The sequence below is a fragment of the Klenkia sp. PcliD-1-E genome (genome assembly GCF_024124375.1).
Lineage (GTDB): Bacteria > Actinomycetota > Actinomycetes > Mycobacteriales > Geodermatophilaceae > Klenkia.
Genome location: NZ_JAMXRZ010000016.1, coordinates 1 through 18,927 on the forward strand (window position 1 = coordinate 1; position 18,927 = coordinate 18,927).

General features: G+C 74.6%; 15 protein-coding genes. 9 read left to right on the top strand and 6 right to left on the bottom strand.

Features of this window, described 5'->3' with window-relative positions; translation table 11 throughout:
- The 3 genes from NH342_RS05150 to NH342_RS05160 form a co-directional block, all read right to left on the bottom strand.
- Positions 1 to 313 (bottom strand): hypothetical protein (locus NH342_RS05150; RefSeq protein WP_374209413.1); only part of this gene is annotated, 313 nt, incomplete at its 3' end.
- Complete coding sequence (locus NH342_RS05155; RefSeq protein ID WP_253012193.1) at positions 310 to 846, bottom strand: CvpA family protein; 537 nt, start codon at positions 844 to 846, stop codon at positions 310 to 312. The genes NH342_RS05150 and NH342_RS05155, both read right to left, overlap by 4 nt.
- On the bottom strand, positions 843 to 1,649 hold the full coding sequence (locus tag NH342_RS05160; protein WP_253012196.1) for a hypothetical protein: 807 nt from the start codon (positions 1,647 to 1,649) through the stop codon (positions 843 to 845). The genes NH342_RS05155 and NH342_RS05160 overlap by 4 nt, the downstream gene beginning before the upstream one ends.
- Before the next feature lie 135 nt (positions 1,650 to 1,784).
- On the opposite strand from NH342_RS05160, the gene NH342_RS05165 reads away from it, so the two are divergent.
- The 4 genes from NH342_RS05165 (at position 1,785) to NH342_RS05180 (ending at position 6,391) form a co-directional block, all read left to right on the top strand.
- A complete protein-coding gene (locus tag NH342_RS05165; RefSeq protein ID WP_253012199.1) occupies positions 1,785 to 2,465 on the top strand; it encodes a response regulator transcription factor in 681 nt (226 codons plus the stop codon).
- Positions 2,462 to 3,817 (top strand): cell wall metabolism sensor histidine kinase WalK, encoded by a 1,356-nt coding sequence (locus NH342_RS24095; protein WP_253012202.1) that lies wholly within the window; start codon positions 2,462 to 2,464, stop codon positions 3,815 to 3,817. The genes NH342_RS05165 and NH342_RS24095 overlap by 4 nt, the downstream gene beginning before the upstream one ends.
- Positions 3,818 to 4,081: 264 nt before the next feature.
- Positions 4,082 to 5,188 carry a TerC/Alx family metal homeostasis membrane protein gene (locus NH342_RS05175; protein WP_253012205.1) on the top strand — a complete coding sequence of 369 codons (1,107 nt, stop codon included), beginning with the start codon at positions 4,082 to 4,084 and terminating at the stop codon, positions 5,186 to 5,188.
- Positions 5,189 to 5,311: 123 nt separating this feature from the next.
- Positions 5,312 to 6,391 carry a TerC family protein gene (locus NH342_RS05180; protein ID WP_253012208.1) on the top strand — a complete coding sequence of 360 codons (1,080 nt, stop codon included), beginning with the start codon at positions 5,312 to 5,314 and terminating at the stop codon, positions 6,389 to 6,391.
- A 4-nt stretch (positions 6,392 to 6,395) separates the two neighbouring features.
- Here the strand turns inward: NH342_RS05180 and NH342_RS05185 are convergent, their stop codons facing one another.
- Entirely contained in the window at positions 6,396 to 7,631 is a 1,236-nt protein-coding gene (locus tag NH342_RS05185) for an amidohydrolase family protein (RefSeq protein ID WP_253012211.1), read from the bottom strand.
- Between the two features lie 69 nt (positions 7,632 to 7,700).
- On the opposite strand from NH342_RS05185, the gene NH342_RS05190 reads away from it, so the two are divergent.
- From NH342_RS05190 to pgi, 3 genes are all read left to right on the top strand, one after another.
- The gene (locus NH342_RS05190) at positions 7,701 to 9,701 is read left to right on the top strand and encodes a S9 family peptidase (RefSeq protein ID WP_253012214.1); all 2,001 of its coding nucleotides are present in this window, start codon (positions 7,701 to 7,703) and stop codon (positions 9,699 to 9,701) included.
- Positions 9,702 to 9,764: 63 nt separating this feature from the next.
- Complete coding sequence (locus NH342_RS05195; RefSeq protein WP_253012217.1) at positions 9,765 to 11,579, top strand: glycoside hydrolase family 15 protein; 1,815 nt, start codon at positions 9,765 to 9,767, stop codon at positions 11,577 to 11,579.
- Positions 11,580 to 11,616: 37 nt separating this feature from the next.
- Positions 11,617 to 13,290 carry a glucose-6-phosphate isomerase gene (pgi, locus tag NH342_RS05200; protein ID WP_253012220.1) on the top strand — a complete coding sequence of 558 codons (1,674 nt, stop codon included), beginning with the start codon at positions 11,617 to 11,619 and terminating at the stop codon, positions 13,288 to 13,290.
- Positions 13,291 to 13,331: 41 nt separating this feature from the next.
- Here the strand turns inward: pgi and NH342_RS05205 are convergent, their stop codons facing one another.
- Both NH342_RS05205 and NH342_RS05210 read right to left on the bottom strand, forming a co-directional pair.
- On the bottom strand, positions 13,332 to 13,730 hold the full coding sequence (locus NH342_RS05205; protein ID WP_253012223.1) for a VOC family protein: 399 nt from the start codon (positions 13,728 to 13,730) through the stop codon (positions 13,332 to 13,334).
- 85 nt (positions 13,731 to 13,815) lie between these two features.
- Positions 13,816 to 14,475, bottom strand: coding sequence for an MBL fold metallo-hydrolase (locus NH342_RS05210; RefSeq protein WP_253012226.1), 660 nt, complete (start codon positions 14,473 to 14,475; stop codon positions 13,816 to 13,818).
- A 51-nt stretch (positions 14,476 to 14,526) separates the two neighbouring features.
- Here NH342_RS05210 and NH342_RS05215 point away from each other — a divergent pair, with 51 nt between their 5' ends.
- Both NH342_RS05215 and uvrA read left to right on the top strand, forming a co-directional pair.
- Complete coding sequence (locus NH342_RS05215) at positions 14,527 to 15,972, top strand: amidase (RefSeq protein WP_253012229.1); 1,446 nt, start codon at positions 14,527 to 14,529, stop codon at positions 15,970 to 15,972.
- A gap of 62 nt (positions 15,973 to 16,034) precedes the next feature.
- Entirely contained in the window at positions 16,035 to 18,926 is a 2,892-nt protein-coding gene (uvrA, locus tag NH342_RS05220) for an excinuclease ABC subunit UvrA (RefSeq protein ID WP_253012232.1), read from the top strand.
- The last annotated feature ends 1 nt before the right edge of the window (position 18,927 follow it).

Below are 18,927 nucleotides of genomic sequence, written 5' to 3' on the forward strand. Positions count from 1 at the left end.
CCGTGCTCGGCGCGGTCGTGCCGGCCGGGTCGCCCGCCGTGGACCCACCGCCGAGGACCACGCCCAGCACGACACCCACGACCAGCACGACCGCGAGTGCGGCCAGGCCCGCGACCAGCGCACCGGTCCGGCGGCGCGGCCGCCGATCCTGCGGGGGCGGCGCAGGGGGAGGCGCCGGAGCGGCGGGGAACGTCGCGGTCTCGTCCCGGGTGCCCAGCGCCCACGGCCCGACCACGTGCGTCGGTCGCCGGCTGCCGGGCAGGTCCGGCCCGACCGCCGGGAACTGCGAGGTCTCCCCGTCCCGCGCGTTCACCCAGGTCCTCCCGTCGGCAGGTGCAGGTCGGGAGTCTGCCCCCGCACCACCCGCAGTGCCTGGTCGGCGGCGTCCGCGGCCCACCCGCCGACCTGGGAGTCCCGTGCCGCGGTGAGCCAGGCGCCCGCACCGCCCACCACCCCGGCCGGGCCGTCAGCGAGCAACGCCAGGCCCAGACCCAGCACGACCAGGGCGAGCACCGCACCGCCGACCGCACCGGCCAGCCGGTCCAGCACCCCCAGGTGCAGCCGGGCCACCAGTCCGGCCAGCAGGCCGCCGGCCGCGCGGCCCAGGCCGGAGCCGAGGGCCGCGACGACCAGCACACCGAGGACGGTGGCCGCCACCCGGGTGCCGGCCTGGAGCGACCCGGTGAGCGCCGGCACCACCGCGGTGCCGACGGCCAGGCCCACCACGAGCCCGACCACCGAGCCGGCCAGCCGCAGTCCGCCGCGCCGCCAGCCCCCCACCGCGCCGAGCACGACCAGCAGCACCAGGACCAGGTCCACCCAGCCGGTGCCCACCACCGGGGTCACCGGTCCGCGTCGGCGACGACCGTCGTGCCGTCGTCGGTCACCGAGCCGTGCAGGTGCACCTCGTCGCCCACCGCGGGCAGGTCGGAGAGGGCGGCGGCGTCGACGTCCACCCGCAGCCCCGGCACGGTGACCACCGTCAGGTCGGTGCCGTCGACCGCGACGACGGTGCCGTCGACGTGCGCGTCCACCTCCCGGACCGCCAGCGCCGCGCCGTCGGACACCCGGACCTCGACCCGGTCGCCGACCGCGATGTCCGCAGCCGACCCGGCGTCGGGGGCGTCACCCGCGGGCGGCGCGGGGACCTCCCCGTCGGAAGGCGCGGCCGGGGGAGCGGGGGCGTCGGAGGGCGTGCTGCCGTCGGACGGGGTGCTGCCCTCGCCCTGGCCGCTGTCCTGGCCGCTGTCCTCGCCGCTGTCCCGGCCGCTGCCCTCGCCAGCAGGACCACCGCCGGGGCCACGACCGGGGCCGCCGTCCGGTCCGCGGCCGGCACCGCCGTCCGGACCAGGACCACCCGGGCCGCCGTAGCGGGTCTCGTCGGACAGCGTCAGCTCGTGGGTCGCGCCGGTGTCGTCGGTGACGGTCAGGGACGAGTCCGACACCGCGGTCACGGTGCCGACGACGCGCTCCCCGCCGGGGCCGCGGTCGCCGGGACCCTGGTCGGTCGACGGCGCACCGGTCGAACCGGAACCGGAGCCGTCGGCCAGCGCGATGCCGCCGCCGAGCAGGACGGCGCCGGTGGCGGCGCCGCCGACGACGGCCGCGGTCCAGCGGCGGGAACGGGGGGTGCGGGCGGATCGGGACACGGGGTCCTCCTCGGGTCGGGTGCCACCCCCGGATCGGGGCGGCGCTGTCCCCACCGTGTGCGGTTCGCCTGAACCCACCCTGAAGCGGCCGGTTCTTCAGCGCACCTTCAGCCCGGGGCAGGCACCATCGCTGCCGTGCGCAGCGACGGAACACCCCGGCCCCGGGTCCTGGTGGTGGAGGACGAGGCAGCCATCCGGGACGCCGTGGTCACCGCGCTGGCCGACGAGGGCTGCGCGGTCGAGGGCCGCGCCGACGGCAGCAGCCTCGCCACCGACCTCGCCGGCTTCCGCCCCGACCTCGTCGTCCTGGACGTGATGCTGCCCGGCCGGGACGGGCTGGCGCTGGCCGCCGACGTCCGGAGGGCCGGGGACGCCGGCGTCGTCGTCCTGACCGCCCGCGACGCCGTCCCCGACCGGCTGGCCGGCTTCGCCGCCGGCGCCGACGACTACCTGGTCAAGCCCTTCGCGATGGCCGAGCTGGTCGCGCGGGTGCGGGCGGTGCTCAACCGCCGGGGCCGGTGGCCGGGCGCCGTGGAGGTCGGGGACCTGGTCGTGGACGAGCCGGCCGGCACCGCGACCCGGGCGGGCGCGGACCTCGAGCTGACCGCGACCGAGCTCCGGTTGCTGGGCTACCTGGTGGGCAACCGGGGCCGCACGGTCTCCAAGGTGCAGATCCTCACCCAGGTCTGGGGCTACGGGGACTACGACCCGAACCTGGTCGAGGTCCACGTCAGCGCGCTGCGCCGCAAGCTCGAGGCGCACGGGCCACGGCTGGTGCACACCGTCCGGGGGCTGGGCTACACGGTGCGGACGTGACCGCACCGACCCTGCGCACCGCGTCCCTGCGGCGTCGGCTGAGCCTGTGGGTGCTGGGCCTTCTGGCGGTGCTGCTCGTCGTCCTCGGCGTCACCGTCGACCTGGTGCTGGGCGCGAACCTGCGCAGCGACCTGCGCCAGCGGCTGGTGGACCGCGCGGAGATCGCCGCGGAGCTCGTCGCCCAGGGCCGGACGGACGAGGAGGTCCTCGACGCGGTCACCGGTGACACGGTGCAGGCCCAGATCGAGACCGCCGACGGGCAGCAGGTGGGGGAGCTGGAACGGCCGCGGCCCGGACCGCCCGGACGGCCGGGGCCACCGCCGCGGCAGGGCGCCGTCGTCGACACCGGTGACGCCTACGTGCTGCAGACCGAGCTCGCCGACGGCGCCCGGCTCACCCTGCTGGCCGACCAGGGACCGATCACCGACGCGGTCACCCAGCTGCGGTGGGTCCTCGTCGTCGGGGCCGCGGCCACCCTGGCCCTCGCCGCCGTCCTGGTGAGCGCCACCGTCGGGCTCGGGCTGCGGCCGCTGGGCCGGATGACCGCGGTGGCCCGCTCCATCACCTCCGGCGACCGCGGCCGCCGGCTGCGCCCCGACCGGCCGCACACCGAGCTGGGCGCCACCGCGGCCGCCTTCGACGACATGCTCGACGAGCTCGAGGGCGCCGAGCGGACCGCGCGCCGCGCCGAGTCCGGCATGCGGGACCTGCTCGGCGACGCCGCCCACGAGCTGCGCACGCCGCTGGCCGCCGTCCAGGCCTCGGTGGAGACCGTGCTGCGCACCGACCCGGACCGCGACCGCCGGGAGGAGCTGCTGGCCGGCGCCGTCCGGGAGCTGCAGCGCTCGGGACGCCTGGTGGCCGACCTGCTCGACGTCACCCGCTTCGACAGCGGGGACCCGCCACCGCTGGACCGGCGCCCCACCGACCTGCTGGCCCTGGCCCGGGGGAGCGCCCAGCGGGTCGGCGGGCCCGTGGCGGTGACCGGCGACCCGGTCACCGCCGAGGTCGACCCCGACCGGGTCGGCCAGGTGCTGGACAACCTGCTGCGCAACGCCGTCCGGGCGGCGGGTCCGGCAGGCCACGTCGAGGTGCTGGTCCGGGCCGAGGGGGAGCACGCGTGCCTGGACGTCGTCGACGACGGGCCCGGCGTCCCCGCCGACCAGCGCGAGCGGGTCTTCGACCGGCTGGTCCGCCTGGACGCGGCCCGCAGCAGGGACGGCGGGGCCGGGCTCGGCCTGCCCATCGCCCGCGCGCTGGCCCGCGCGCACGGCGGCGACGTCGTCTGCCTGCCCGTCGACCGCGGCGCCTGCTTCCGGGTGCAGCTGCCGGTGACCGCCGTCACGAGCTGATGCGGGAACCCGGCGCGCGGCCCGCCCGTTCACCCGGACGAGCCGTGCCGCGGAGATGGTTGGCGTTTGCACACGCTGTCCGTCGCGCACAACCGGCTCGCGTGGAGGGGAGTATCCCCCGCGGCAGCTGTCGTCAGCACGAGGTCGCCATCGACCTCCGGCACTGCCGGCCGACCCCCGGGTCGGTGGGAGAGACCTCCGGCGTTCTGCTACAGACACCGGAGGCACACGTTGGACGTCCCGTTCTGGGTGTGGGCAGTCACGGTGGCCGCGATCGTCGGGATGATCGTCTTCGACTTCGTCGGCCACGTGCGCACCCCGCACGCCCCCTCGCTCAAGGAGTCGGCCACCTGGTCGGCCGTCTACGTCGGCATCGCGATCCTGTTCGGGGTCGGCGTGCTGGTCTTCGCCGGCGGCGAGTACGGCGGTGAGTACTTCGCCGGCTACGTCACCGAGAAGGCGCTGTCGGTCGACAACCTCTTCGTCTTCGTGATCATCATGGCCAGCTTCGGCGTGCCGCGGGAGCTGCAGCAGAAGGTGCTGCTGTTCGGGATCGCGTTCGCGCTGGCGCTGCGCACCGTCTTCATCTTCGTCGGCGCCGCGGCCATCGAGAACTTCAGCTGGGTCTTCTACCTCTTCGGCGCGATCCTCATCTACACCGCGGTCGTGCAGGCGCGCAGCGGCGGCCACGACGAGGACGAGGAGTACAAGGAGAACGGCGTCCTGCGGTTCGTCCGCAAGGTCGTCCCGACGACCGACGAGTACCACTCGGACAAGCTGACGACGAAGGTCGACGGCAAGCGGTTCATCACCCCGCTGATGATCGCGCTGATCGCCATCGGCACCGCCGACATCATCTTCGCCGTCGACTCGATCCCGGCGATCTTCGGCCTGACCCAGGAGACCTTCCTGGTCTTCACCGCCAACGCGTTCTCGCTGCTGGGCCTGCGGCAGCTGTTCTTCCTCATCGACGGCCTGCTCGACCGGCTGGTCTACCTGGCCTACGGCCTGGCGGTGATCCTGGGCTTCATCGGGATCAAGCTGGTCATCCACGCGCTGCACACCAACGAGCTGCCCTTCATCAACGGCGGTGAGCACATCACGCTGATCCCGGAGATCCCGACGTGGCTGTCGTTGCTGGTCATCCTGGCGACCCTGGTGGTCACGACCGTGCTCAGCCTCCGCAAGAACAAGAAGGACGCCGAGCGCGGCATCACCAGCCCGACCGGGCTCGAGGACAAGGGCGCCGGGCGCGACGGCCTGCACGCCCAGGGTCCCGGCGACCGCGACGGCAGCCCGGCCGGCGCCCGCGCCGACGCCCCGCCGTCGGGCCGCACCGCCGCGGTGACCGACGGCAGCCGCGAGGGCTGATCCCGGCACCACCCCGCACCACCCAGGAGCCCCACCGGACCCCGTCCGGCGGGGCTCCTGTGCGTCCGACACCACGGTGCGACGCACAGCGTGGGCCCAGGCGCGCCCGTACCCTGGCCCGACGTGGAGCTCCCCGTCTGGTTCGAGATCGGCACGTTCGTGGGGCTCACCGTCCTGCTGCTGGCCGACCTCGCCCTCGTCGCCCGCCGTCCCCACGAGCCCTCGGTGCGGGAGGCCAGCATCTGGGTGACCTTCTACGTCGCGCTGGCCCTGGTCTTCGGCCTGGTGCTGCTGCTGGTCACCGACGGCGACTTCGCCACGCAGTTCTACGCGGGCTGGCTGACCGAGTACTCGCTCTCGGTCGACAACCTCTTCGTCTTCGTGATCATCATGGCCCGCTTCCAGGTGCCCCGGAAGCTGCAGCAAGAGGTCCTGATGGTCGGGATCATCATCGCCCTGGTGCTGCGCGGGATCTTCATCCTGCTCGGCGCCGCGGTGATCGAGCGCTTCACCTGGGTCTTCTACATCTTCGGCGCGTTCCTGGTCTACACCGCGATCAACCTGGTCCGGAACCGCGGCGAGGACGAGGACTACGAGGAGAACGCCCTCATCCGCCGGCTGCGCACGGTCCTGCCGCTCACCAAGGACTTCGAGGGCAACAAGATCCGCGTCCAGCGGGACGGCAAGAAGCTCTGGACGCCGATGATCGTGGTCTTCCTGGCCCTGGGGACGACGGACCTGCTCTTCGCGCTGGACTCCATCCCGGCGATCTTCGGCCTCACCCGCGAGGCGTTCATCGTCTTCACCGCCAACGTCTTCGCCCTCATGGGCCTGCGCCAGCTGTACTTCCTGCTCGGCGGGCTGCTCAAGCGGCTGGTCTACCTGTCGCTGGGCCTGGCGGTGATCCTGGCCTTCATCGGCGTGAAGCTGGTGCTGGAGGCGATCCACGAGAACTCGCTGCCGTTCATCAACGGCGGCGAGCCGGTCGAGGCGGTCCCCGAGATCCCGATCTGGCTCTCGCTGGTGGTCATCCTCGGCGTCCTCGTGGTCGCCACGATCGCCTCGCTGCTCAAGACCCGGGGCCAGCTGCCCCCGGCCGAGGGCACCGGCGTGGACCCCGAGCAGCAGCCCACCGGCCGCTCCGACGAGCCGGACGCCCGCCGGGACGCCGAGGCGCGGGCGCAGCGCAGCACCGAGCAGTAGCGGTTCAGGCGGCCGGGTCGGCGACCCGGCCGCCGGCGACGACCCGCTCGCCGTCCAGCCACACCTCGCGCACCCGGCCGGCCAGGCCGCCCAGGTCGGCCGCGTCGCCGTCGAGCACGACGACGTCGGCCCGCTTGCCCGGCTCCAGCGACCCCAGCTCGTCGTCCACCCGCAGCAGCCGGGCCGCCGACAGCGTGGTGGCGTGCCAGACCTCCTCGACCGACATCCCGCGGTCGCGCATCAGCTGGAGCTCGCCGAGGTTCTCACCGTGCGGGCCGACCCCGGAGTCGGTGCCCATCGCGACCCGGACGCCGGCCTCGTGGGCCCGGGACACCGACGCGTCGTGCTGGGCCTGCACCGCGACCGCCTTGTCCACCACGGCCTGGGGCAGGGCGGCCCCGGCGGCCACCGCGGCGAGCACCGCCCGCGGTGCCGACAGCGTGGGCACCAGCCAGGTGCCGTGCTCGACCATCAGCTCGATGGCCTCGTCGTCGAGGAAGATGCCGTGCTCGATCGACCGGATGCCGGCCCGGACGGCGTTCTTGATGCCGTCGGCGCCCTGTGCGTGGGCCATGACCGCGAGCCCGGCGGCGGTGGCCTCCTCGACCAGCACCTCCAGCTCGGCGGACCGGAAGTGCGCGTGCCGCGGGTCGTCCCGGGGCGAGAGGACGCCGCCGCTGGTGGCCACCTTGAGCACGTCGGCGCCTGCCCGGACCAGGGTGCGCACGGTGCGCCGCACCTCGTCGGGCCCGTCGCAGATGCCGCTGGGCCGGCCCGGGGTGGGCGGCAGCAGCGGGGTCTCCGCGCCGCAGACGTGCCAGTCGTCGGCGTGCCCACCGGTCTGGCTGATCATCGTCAGCGAGATCTGCATCCGCGGGCCGCGGACCAGGCCCGACCGGACGGCCTCGGCCACGCCCAGGTCGGCCCCGGCCGCGTCGCGCACCGAGGTGATGCCCAGGGCCAGGGTGCGCCGCAGGTTGCGCGCGGCCTCGAAGTACACCTGGCTGTAGGGGGTCTGCAGTTGGCGCAGCGTGTCCACCCCGCTCATCAGCACGTGCACGTGGCAGTCGAACAGGCCGGGCAGCACGGTGGCGCCGGTGCAGTCGACCGCCTCGTCGCCGTCCAGACCCGGCCCCACCTCGACCACCCGGCCGTCCTGCACCGCGACGTCGGCGGGGGCGGCGGGCGCCCCGGTGCCGTCGAGGACCAGTCCGCCGGTGAACACGCGCCGCGTCGTCATGCCCGCAGCGTAGGTACTGAGCCCGGCTCACGGAATCACCCCCGGCGGGGCTGGGTTAGCGTCTGCACCATGCGGCCCGACGACCTCGCCTGCCTGCGCACCCCGGGGCCCGCCACGGTGTCCCCGGACGGGTCGACCGCGGTGGTCGCGGTGACCCGGCTGGACCTGGACGGCGACGAGTACCGCAGCCAGCTCTGGGCGGTGCCCACCGACGGCTCCGCGCCCGCCCGGCCGCTGACCCACGGCCACCGCGACTCCGCGCCGGTGTTCTCCCCGGACGGCCGGTGGCTGGCCTTCCTCGGCGCCGAGAGCGGCGGCAGGCCGCAGCTGCACCTGCTGCCCACCGGCGGCGGCGAGGCCCGCCGGCTGACCGACCACCCGCTCGGCGCCGGCGCCCCGGTCTGGGCGCCCGACTCGCGCCGGATCGCCTACACGGCCCGGGTGCCCGAGCACGGCCGCTACGGCACGGTCGAGGGCATCGACCCGGCCGCCGAGCCGCCCCGGCTGATCACCACGCTGAAGTACCGCTCCGACGACGTCGGGTTCACCACCGACCGCCGCCAGCACGTGTTCGTCCTCGACCTGCCCGACGACGACGCCGACGACGAGGTGCCGGTCGCCGAGCCCGTGCAGGTGACGTCCGGCGACCACGACGACACCGACGTCGCCTGGCACCCGGCCGGCACCGAGCTGGTCTTCGTCTCCGCCCGCCACCCGCGCGCCGACCGCGACCTCGTCCGCGACGTGTGGGCCTGCCGGCCCGACGGCTCGCACCTGCGCCGGGTGACCGAGAGCCGGTCGGCCTGCTCGGCGCCCACCTACGACCCCGACGACCTCGAGGGCCGCACGCTCTACCTGGCCGCCCAGCCCGACCTCGGCCCCGACGGCCTGGACTTCGTCGGCCGGGGCACCGTCCCGTGCCGGGTGGACGCCGCCGGTGGGCACCCGCAGCCGCTGCTGGACCCGGCCGTGCACGACCTCGGCCAGGACTTCGGCCGGGTCGTGGTGGCCGGCGGGGACGCCTTCGTCGGGGTGCAGAAGCAGGGGGCGGTCGAGCTGCTGCGGGTGCCGCTGGCCGGCGGCGAGCCGGAGGCCCTGGTCGACGGCCCGTACACCACCCGCGGCATCGGCGTCGGCGGCGGCGTCGTGGTCGCCACCGTCGCGCACGACCGGTCGGCGGGGGAGCTGCTGGCCATCACCCCGGGCCGCCGGCGGCTGCTCACCGGCTTCGGCGCCCAGCTGCAGGGCACCGGCCGGCTGCACGCGATGCGGGAGAAGACCGCCACCGCGCCCGACGGCTACCCCGTGCACGGCTGGATCACCGTGCCCGACGGGCCCGGCCCGCACCCGGTGCTGCTCACCGTGCACGGCGGTCCGCACAGCCAGTACGGCTGGTCGCTGTTCGACGAGACCCAGGTCTACGCCTCGGCCGGCTACGCCGTCCTGCAGTGCAACCCCCGCGGCTCCTCCGGCTACGGCGAGGAGCACAGCCGCGCCGTCAAGGAGCACTTCGGGGAACTGGACGCCGACGACGTCCTCGCCTTCATCGACGAGGCGCTGCAGGAGCCCGAGCTCGACGACACCCGGGTCGGCGTCATGGGCGGCTCCTACGGGGGTTACATGACCACCCTGCTGGTCGGGCGCACCCAGCGGTTCGCCGCGGCGATCAGCGAGCGGGCGTTCAACGACCCGGTCAGCTTCGTGGGCTCCTCCGACATCGGGTTCTTCTTCCCCGACCAGTACCTGGGCACCGACCCGGAGCGGGTCGCCGCCCAGTCGGCGATGGCCGGGGCGCACCGGATCACCACCCCCACCCTGGTGGTGCACTCCGAGGAGGACTGGCGCTGCCCGCTGGAGCAGGGCACCCGGCTGTTCGTGGAGCTCAAGCGGCGCGGTGTGCCCACCGAGCTGCTGCTGTTCCCGGGCGAGGGGCACGAGCTGTCCCGCAGCGGCCGGCCGCGGCACCGGCTCGCCCGGCTGGAGCACGTGCTGCGGTGGTGGGGCCGCTGGCTGCCGACCGCGCAGAACAGCACCGCCGCCGCGCTGCCGGCCGGGGAGGCCCCGGCCTGAGGTCCGCCTGTGGACTTCCTGGTACGGCGCGCCGCGCGGGCTCGGCGGACCCATGATCGCGGCATGACCGCGATCGAGGACCTGGCCGTCATCGGGGACCTGCAGACCGCCGCCCTGGTCGACGCCGAGGGGTCGCTGCGCTGGCTGTGCCTGCCCCGGTTCGACTCCCCGGCCTGCTTCGCCGCCCTGCTGGACACCGACGCGGCCGGGCACTGGCGGATCGGTCCGGCCGACGGCGGCCGGTGCACCCGGCGGCGCTACCGGGGCGACACCCTGGTGCTCGAGACCGAGTGGGACACCCCCACCGGCACCGTGCGGGTGGTCGACCTGATGCCGCTGCGCGGGCGCTACCCCGACGTCGTGCGCATCGTGCAGGGCGTCGCCGGCGAGGTCGCGGTGCGCGGCGAGCTGGCCGTCCGCTTCGACTACGGCCGGGTCGTGCCCTGGGTGCGCCGGGTGGAGGGGCGCTGGCAGGCCCTGGCCGGCCCGGATGCGCTGTGGCTGTCCACGCCCGCGCCGCTGGAGGGCCGGGACCGCACGACCGTCTCGGAGTTCACCGTGCGGGCGGGGGAGACGGTGCCGTTCGTGCTCACCTGGACGCCGGGCCACCACCGCTCGCCGCCGGAGGTCGACCCCGAGCGGGCGCTGGGGGACACCGTGGCCGGCTGGGAGCGCTGGGTCGGGGAGGGGCAGCGGGCCGGCGGACGCTGGGCCGACGTCGTCACCCGGTCGCTGATCACCCTGCGCGCCCTGACCCACGCCCCCACCGGTGGCATCGTCGCCGCCGTCACCACCTCGCTGCCCGAGCAGCCGGGCGGGCCGCGCAACTGGGACTACCGCTACAGCTGGTTGCGGGACTCCACCTACACGCTGCAGGCGCTGCTGGCCGCCGGGCACACCGACGAGGCCCAGGCCTGGCGCCGGTGGCTGCTGCGCGCGGTCGCCGGCGACCCCGCCGACCTGCAGATCATGTACGGCGTCGACGGCACCCGGCGGCTGCCCGAGTCCGAGCTGGACTGGCTGGCCGGCTGGGAGGGGTCCCGGCCGGTGCGCGTCGGCAACGCCGCCGCGCAGCAGCTGCAGCTCGACGTCGTCGGGGAGGTGCTCGACGGCCTGCACCTGGCCCGCGCCGCCGGCCTCGGCGCCCCCGAGGAGGCCTGGGACCTGCAGCGCGCGCTGGTGGACCACCTCGAGGGGCAGTGGCGGCAACCGGACTCCGGGCTGTGGGAGCAGCGCGGTGAGCCGCGGCACTTCGTGCACTCGAAGGTGATGGCCTGGGTGGCCTTCGACCGGATGGTCCGCGGTGCACAGGAGCACGGGCTGCCCGGCCCGGTGGAGCACTGGGCGCAGGTCCGCGACACCATCCGTGCCGAGGTGCTCGAGCACGGCGTGCACGACGGCCACCTGGTGCAGTCCTACGGCTCCACCGAGCTGGACGCCGCGCTGCTGCTGGTGCCCCGGGTGGGCTTCCTGCCCGCCGACGACCCCCGCGTCGTCGCCACCGTCGAGGCCGTGCAGCGCGAGCTGACCCGCGACGGGTTGGTGCTGCGGTACCGGCCCGACAGCAGCGGCGACGGGCTGCCCGGCACCGAGGGCGTCTTCCTGGCCTGCTCGTTCTGGCTGGTCGACGCCCTGCACGGGATCGGCCGGCGCGAGGAGGCGGAGGCGCTGTTCGAGCGGCTGCTGGGCTGCTGCTCCGACCTCGGCCTGCTCAGCGAGGAGTGGGACCCCGACGCCGGCCGGCAGCTGGGCAACACCCCGCAGGCGTTCAGCCACTTCGCCCTGGTGGTCAGCGCCGTCCAGCTCGACGAGGGCCGGCAGGCCCGCAGCGACCACCCGGTCGGTGCTGCCCGCGCGGGTGCCCCCCGGCTGCCCTAGCGTCGTCGCCGTCCCCGACCGACCCCAGGAGAGCTCCGTGGCCGCCCCTTCGCACGACCCCACCTCCACCGCCGCCTGGTCGGCCCTGCTGGCCCACCGCGACGCCACGACCCCCGACCTGCGCGGCTGGTTCGACGCCGACCCGGGTCGCGCGCAGCGTCTGACGATGGACGTCGCCGACCTGCACGTCGACCTGTCCAAGAACCTCGTCACCGACGAGACGCTCGCGCTGCTGAGCGACCTGGCCGAGCAGACCGGCGTCCTCGACCGGCTGCAGGCGATGTTCGCCGGTGAGCACATCAACGTGACCGAGGACCGCGCCGTGCTGCACACCGCGCTGCGCCGTCCCGCCGGGCTGGACCCGCTGACCGTCGACGGGCAGGACGTCGACGCCGACGTGCAGGCCGAGCTGGCCAAGGTCTACGAGTTCGCCCGCGCCGTCCGGTCGGGGGAGTGGACCGGGGTGACCGGCCAGCGCATCACCACCGTGGTCAACATCGGCATCGGCGGGTCCGACCTCGGGCCCGTGATGGCCTACGAGGCGCTGGCGGCCTACCGGCAGCCCGGCCTGACCTGCCGGTTCGTCTCCAACATCGACCCCACCGACCTGGCCGAGACCACGGCCGACCTCGACCCGGCCAGCACGCTGTTCATCGTGGCGTCCAAGACGTTCGGCACGCTGGAGACGCTGACCAACGCCCGGCTGGCCCGGCAATGGCTGTGGGACGGCCTGGCCGGGGAGATCGACGACGACGACACCTCCCGCCGCGAGGCGGTCGCCCGGCACTTCGTCGCCGTGTCCACCGCGCTGGACAAGGTGGCCGACTTCGGCATCGACCCCGACAACGCCTTCGGCTTCTGGGACTGGGTCGGCGGTCGCTACTCCGTGGACTCCGCCATCGGCACCTCGCTGGCCGTCGCCGTCGGTCCCGAGCGGTTCGCGGAGTTCCTCGCCGGCTTCCACGCCGTCGACGAGCACGTGCGCACCACCCCGCTGGAGCGCAACGTGCCGCTGCTCATGGGGTTGCTCAACGTCTGGTACGTCAACTTCCTCGGCGCGCACACCCACGCCGTGCTGCCCTACAGCCAGTACCTGCACCGCTTCCCGGCCTACCTGCAGCAGCTGACCATGGAGAGCAACGGCAAGTCCGTGCGGTGGGACGGCCGGCCGGTCACCTGCGACACCGGCGAGGTGTTCTGGGGCGAGCCCGGCACCAACGGCCAGCACGCCTTCTACCAGCTGATCCACCAGGGCACCCGGCTCATCCCGGCCGACTTCGTTGCCTTCGCCACCCCGCAGCACGCGCTGACCGACGGCGACACCGACGTGCACGCGCTGTTCATGGCGAACTTCTTCGCCCAGACCAAGGCGCTGGCCTTCGGCAAGACCGCCGAGGAGGTCCGGGCCGAGGGGACGGCGGAGGACGTCGTCCCGGCGCGGGTGTTCCCCGGGAACCGGCCGACGACCTCGATCATCGCGGCGTCGCTGACCCCGTCGGTGCTCGGGCAGCTGATCGCGCTCTACGAGCACATCACCTTCGCCGAGGGCGCGGTGTGGGGCATCGACAGCTTCGACCAGTGGGGCGTCGAGCTGGGCAAGCAGCTCGCCCTGCAGATCGCCCCCGCCCTCACCGGGGACGACGACGCCCTGCGGTCGCAGGACCCCTCCACGCAGGGCCTGATCGACTGGTACCTCGCCCACCGGGCGTGATCGGCGTCCCCGGGCCGGCCGGACCGGCCCGGGGCGCGAGGTCAGGCGGGCGGGGCGAAGAACTCGAGCGCGATGCCGTCGGGGTCCCGGAACGACACCCCCGAGCCGTAGGGTGCGTCGACCACCCCGCCGTGCGGGACGCCGAGCTCGTCCAGCCGGGCGGCCTGCCGCTCCAGGTCGGCGCGGTCCGCGCAGGCGAAGGCCACGTGGTCCAGCCCGGTCCGCTTCTCGTCGAACGCGTCGGCGGTCTGACCGGCGGCGTGGGTGTGCAGGCCGAAGAGGCCGCCCCCGTCGAGGGCGTAGACGGTGTGGTGGAAGCCGCCGGTGGTCTCGTCCTCGTCCAGCACGGGGTCGCTGCCGAACAGGGCTGAGTACCAGGCCGTGCTGCGGGCCAGGTCGGTGACGGTGACGGCCACGTGGGCGAGGGCGGGGAACGGCACGGCGGGACCTCCGGACGACGGTGTCGGGACCGCCCCAGCTGACACCCGCCGCGACGGCGACGCCACTACCCGGTCGGGCAGGTGCTCACCAGCCGCGGGCGCGCCACTCCGCCAGGTGCGGGCGCTCGGCGCCGATGGTGGTGTCCTCGCCGTGGCCGGGGTAGACCCAGGTCTCGTCGGGCAGGGCGCCGAACAGGCGCTCCTCGACGTCGTCGAGCAGCTGGGTGAAGCGCTGCGGGTCCTTCTGCGTGTTGCCGACCCCGCCGGGGAACAGGCTGTCGCCGGTGAACACGTGCGTGCCGGCCTCGCCGCCGCGCCAGACCAGCGCGATCGACCCGGGGGTGTGCCCGCGCAGGTGCACGACCTCGAGCACCTGGTCGCCGACCGCGACGGTGTCGCCGTGCTCCACGGGGTGGGTCACGGGCACCGGCAGGTCGGCGGCGTCGGCGGGGTGGGCCATCGTCGCGGCGCCGCTGGAGGCGACCAGCTCGGGCAGCGCGCGGTGGTGGTCCCAGTGGCCGTGCGTGGTGACGACAGCGGTCAGCCGGGTGTCGCCGACCAGCGCCCGGAGCGCCTCGGGCTCGGCCGCGGCGTCGACGAGGACGCCGTCGCCGGTGGCCGTGCAGGTGAGCAGGTAGGCGTTGTTCGCCATCTCGCTGACCGCCAGCTTGGTGACCGTCAGGGCCCCCAGGTCGCGGGTGTCCGCGGGCCCGCCGACCTCGACGTCGCCGGTGTACTGGCTCACGCTGCACGCTCCGATCTGAGAGTGTCGGTGGGTCCGTCTAGGTTCGACGGCGTGGACGCCAACCTAGCCACGGAGGGCGCCGGGGGCGCGCGGGAGACCACCCGGCGGCTGGTCGGCCTGCCCGCGGTCGAGCTCGCCGCCCGGGTGCGCCGCGGCGACGTCAGCGCCGTCGAGGTGGTCCGCGCCCACCTGGCGCACATCACCGCCGTCGAGGCCCGGGTGGGTGCCTACCGGGTGCTGCGCGCCGAGGCCGCGCTGGCCGAGGCGGCCGAGGTCGACGCCCGGGCCGACCGCTCCCGGTTGCCGCTCGCGGGCGTGCCGGTGGCGGTGAAGGACAACGTGGCGGTGGCCGGCGAGGCGACCACGGACGGCACCGCGCTCGCCGGGGCGCCGGCCACCACCGACCACCCGGTCGTGGCGCGGCTGCGGGCCGCGGGGGCGGTGGTCGTCGGCATCACCCGGGTGCCCGAGCTGTGCGTCTTCGCCACCACCGACGGGCCGGGCACGGTCAGCCGCAACCCCTGGGACACCGCGCTGTCCCCGGCGGGCTCGTCGGGCGGCAGCGCCGCCGCGGTCGCCTCCGGCGGTGTGCCGCTGGCCCACGGCAACGACGGGCTGGGCTCGCTGCGGCTCCCCGCGGCCGCCTGCGGCCTGGTCACCCTCAAGCCCGGCCGGGGCACGGTGCCCTCGCTGCTGGGTGCCGACTCCTGGTCGGGCATGGCCGAGAACGGTGCGTTGGCCACCACCGTCGCCGACCTGGCACTGGCGCACGCCGTGCTCGCCGACGGCGCGGCCACCGAGCCGCCCGACGACGACGCCACCCCGCTCACCGTGGCGCTGTCGACGGCCACCCCGGTGCCCGGCTCCCGGCCGGACGCCGAGGGCCGGGCCGCGCTGGAGGCCGTGGCCGCCCGGCTGACCGCCATGGGCCACACCGTGGTGCACCGCGACCCACCGGTCCCGCTGTCGGCCGGGCTGGCCGTGCTCGCCCGGTGGTTCGCCGGGGCCGCCGACGACGCCGAGCACCGGGGCCTGGACCCGCGCTCCCTGCAGCCGCGCACCCGCGCGCACGCCCGGCTGGGCCGCTGGGTGCGGCGGGCCGGGCTGCTGCGGCCGGCGGACGCCGAGCGGTTCCGGTCCCGCGTCGCCGGCTGGTTCGCCGGGTCGGCCGCCACCGCGGACCCGGGGGTCGACGTCCTGCTCACCCCGGTCGTCACCGGGCCGCCGCTGGCCGCCCGGCCCTGGCACGAACGCGGTTGGCTGGCCAACGTGACCGCCAACGCGCGGTGGGCGCCCTGGGTGTCGGCCTGGAACCTGGCGGGGCTGCCGGCCCTCGTCCTGCCCGCCGGCCTGCGCAGCACCGGCACCCCGCTGGCGGTCCAGCTGGTCGGCCCCCCCGGGGCCGAGACGCGACTACTCTGGCTGGCTGCGGAGCTGGAACGCCACGGACCCTGGCGTCGGCACGCCCCCGTCTTCGACCCCGCCGCCGGCAGCTGAGCACAGCGCTGCCGGTGGCACCCCCGCACGCCTCTCGCACACCACCACAGACAGGGACCCACATGGACCGGCTCGTCGTCCGCGGCGCCCGCGAGCACAACCTCAAGGACGTCCACCTCGACCTGCCCCGCGACGCGATGATCGTGTTCACGGGGCTCTCCGGGTCGGGCAAGTCCAGCCTCGCCTTCGACACGATCTTCGCCGAGGGCCAGCGCCGGTACGTCGAGTCCCTGTCGGCCTACGCCCGCCAGTTCCTGGGCCAGATGGACAAGCCCGACGTCGACTTCATCGAGGGCCTGTCCCCGGCCGTCTCGATCGACCAGAAGTCCACCAACCGCAACCCGCGGTCGACCGTCGGCACCATCACCGAGGTCTACGACTACCTCCGCCTGCTCTACGCCCGCGCCGGTCAGCCGCACTGCCCCAACTGCGGCAAGCCGATCTCCCGGCAGACCCCGCAGCAGATCGTCGACCAGGTGCTGGAGATGCCCGAGGGCACCCGCTTCCAGGTGCTCGCACCCGTCGTCCGGGCCCGCAAGGGCGAGTACGTCGACCTGTTCTCCTCGCTGCAGACCCAGGGCTTCTCCCGCGTCCGGGTCGACGGCGTCGTGCACCCGCTCACCGAGCCGCCCAAGCTCAAGAAGCAGGAGAAGCACACCATCGAGGTGATCGTCGACCGGCTGACGGTCAAGGAGAGCGCCAAGCGGCGGCTGACCGACTCGGTGGAGACCGCGCTGGGCCTGGCCGGTGGCCTGGTCGTCCTCGACCTCGTCGACCGCGAGGAGGGCGACCCCGAGCGCGAGCGCACCTTCTCCGAGCACCTGGCCTGCATCGACGACGGCCTGAGCTTCGAGGCGCTGGAGCCGCGCTCGTTCTCCTTCAACTCCCCGTTCGGCGCCTGCCCCGAGTGCACCGGCATCGGCACCCGCAAGGAGGTCGACCCGGAGCTGGTCGTCCCCGACCCGGAGAAGAGCCTGGCCGAGGGCGCCATCGCGCCGTGGGCGGGGTCGATGAGCAACGAGTACTTCATCCGGCTGCTCGGCGGGCTCGCCGACCAGATGGGCTTCTCCATGAAGGACCCGTGGGAGCGGCTGCCGGCCAAGGTGCAGAAGGCGGTGCTGCACGGCTCGCCCGACCAGGTGCACGTGCGCTACAAGAACCGCTACGGCCGCGAGCGCAGCTACTACGCCGCCTTCGAGGGCGTGCTGCCCTTCCTCGAGCGCCGGCACGAGGACACCGACTCGGACTTCATGCGCGACAAGTACGAGGGCTACATGCGCGACGTGCCGTGCCCGGTGTGCCACGGCACCCGCCTCAAGCCGGAGATCCTGGCGGTCAAGCTCGACGGCCGGTCCATCGCCGAGGTCACCGGCCTGTCCATCGGCGACGCGTCCGAGTGGCTGGGCGCGCTCATGCTGGGGGAGCGGGAGCGGGCCATCGCCGACCGCGTGCTCAAGGAGATCCAGGCCCGGCTGTCCTTCCTGGTCGACGTCGGTCTGGACTACCTCTCCCTCGACCGGCCGGCCGCCACCCTGGCCGGCGGCGAGGCGCAGCGCATCCGGCTGGCCACCCAGATCGGCTCCGGTCTGGTCGGGGTGCTCTACGTCCTCGACGAGCCGTCGATCGGGCTGCACCAGCGGGACAACATCCGGCTCATCGAGACCCTCGTGCGGCTGCGCGACATGGGCAACACGCTCATCGTCGTCGAGCACGACGAGGACACCATCAAGACCGCCGACTGGATCGTCGACATCGGCCCCGGCGCCGGGGAGCACGGCGGCGAGGTCGTGGTCAGCGGCACGCTGCCCGAGCTGCTGGCCAGCGAGCGGTCGCTGACCGGCGCCTACCTGTCCGGCCGGGCCGAGATCGCGATCCCGGCGGAGCGGCGGGTGCCCACCCCGGGCCGCGAGCTGGTGGTCAAGGGCGCCCGCGAGCACAACCTGCGCGGGGTCGACGTCACCTTCCCGCTGGGCCTGCTGGTGGCCGTCACGGGCGTCTCCGGCTCGGGCAAGTCCAGCCTGGTCAACGACATCCTCTACACGGTGCTGGCCAACCAGCTCAACCGGGCGCGGATGGTCCCGGGCCGGCACCGCACCGTCACCGGCCTGGAGCACCTGGACAAGGTGGTCGGTGTCGACCAGTCGCCGATCGGGCGCACCCCGCGGTCCAACCCCGCCACCTACACCGGCGTCTGGGACCACGTCCGCAAGCTCTTCGCCTCCACCGAGGAGGCCAAGATCCGCGGCTACCAGCCCGGCCGGTTCAGCTTCAACGTCAAGGGCGGCCGCTGCGAGGCGTGCTCCGGCGACGGCACGCTGAAGATCGAGATGAACTTCCTGCCCGACGTGTACGTCCCCTGCGAGGTGTGCAAGGGCGCCCGGTTCAACCGGGAGACCCTCGAGGTGCACTACAAGGGCAAGACGGTCGCCGAGGTCCTGGACATGCCGATCGAGGAGGCGGCGGACTTCTTCGCCGCCATCCCGGCCATCTCCCGGTACCTGCGCACCCTGACCGAGGTGGGCCTGGGCTACGTCCGGCTGGGCCAGCCGGCCACCACCCTGTCCGGCGGCGAGGCGCAGCGCGTGAAGCTGGCCAGCGAGCTGCAGAAGCGCTCGAACGGCCGCACGGTCTACGTCCTCGACGAGCCCACCACGGGGTTGCACTTCGAGGACATCCGCAAGCTGCTGCTGGTCATCCAGGGCCTGGTCGACAAGGGCAACTCGGTCATCGTCATCGAGCACAACCTGGACGTCATCAAGAGCGCCGACTGGCTGATCGACATGGGCCCCGAGGGCGGGTTCCGCGGTGGCACCGTCGTCGGGCAGGGGACGCCGGAGGTCATCGCCGGCATCCCCGAGAGCCACACCGGCCGGTTCCTCGCCGACATCCTCGACCCCGACCGCGTCGCGGCGGCTGCGGCACCGAAGAAGCGCGTCCGCTCCAGGGCCAGATGAC

Excerpts from the sequence above, each read along its gene's own strand:
- NH342_RS05190 (WP_253012214.1), top strand. The coding sequence starts at position 7,701 with ATGCGGCCCGACGACCTCGCCTGCCTGCGCACCCCGGGGCCCGCCACG.
- uvrA (WP_253012232.1), top strand. The coding sequence starts at position 16,035 with ATGGACCGGCTCGTCGTCCGCGGCGCCCGCGAGCACAACCTCAAGGAC.
- NH342_RS05195 (WP_253012217.1), top strand. The coding sequence starts at position 9,765 with ATGACCGCGATCGAGGACCTGGCCGTCATCGGGGACCTGCAGACCGCC.
- NH342_RS05185 (WP_253012211.1), bottom strand. The coding sequence starts at position 7,631 with ATGACGACGCGGCGCGTGTTCACCGGCGGACTGGTCCTCGACGGCACC.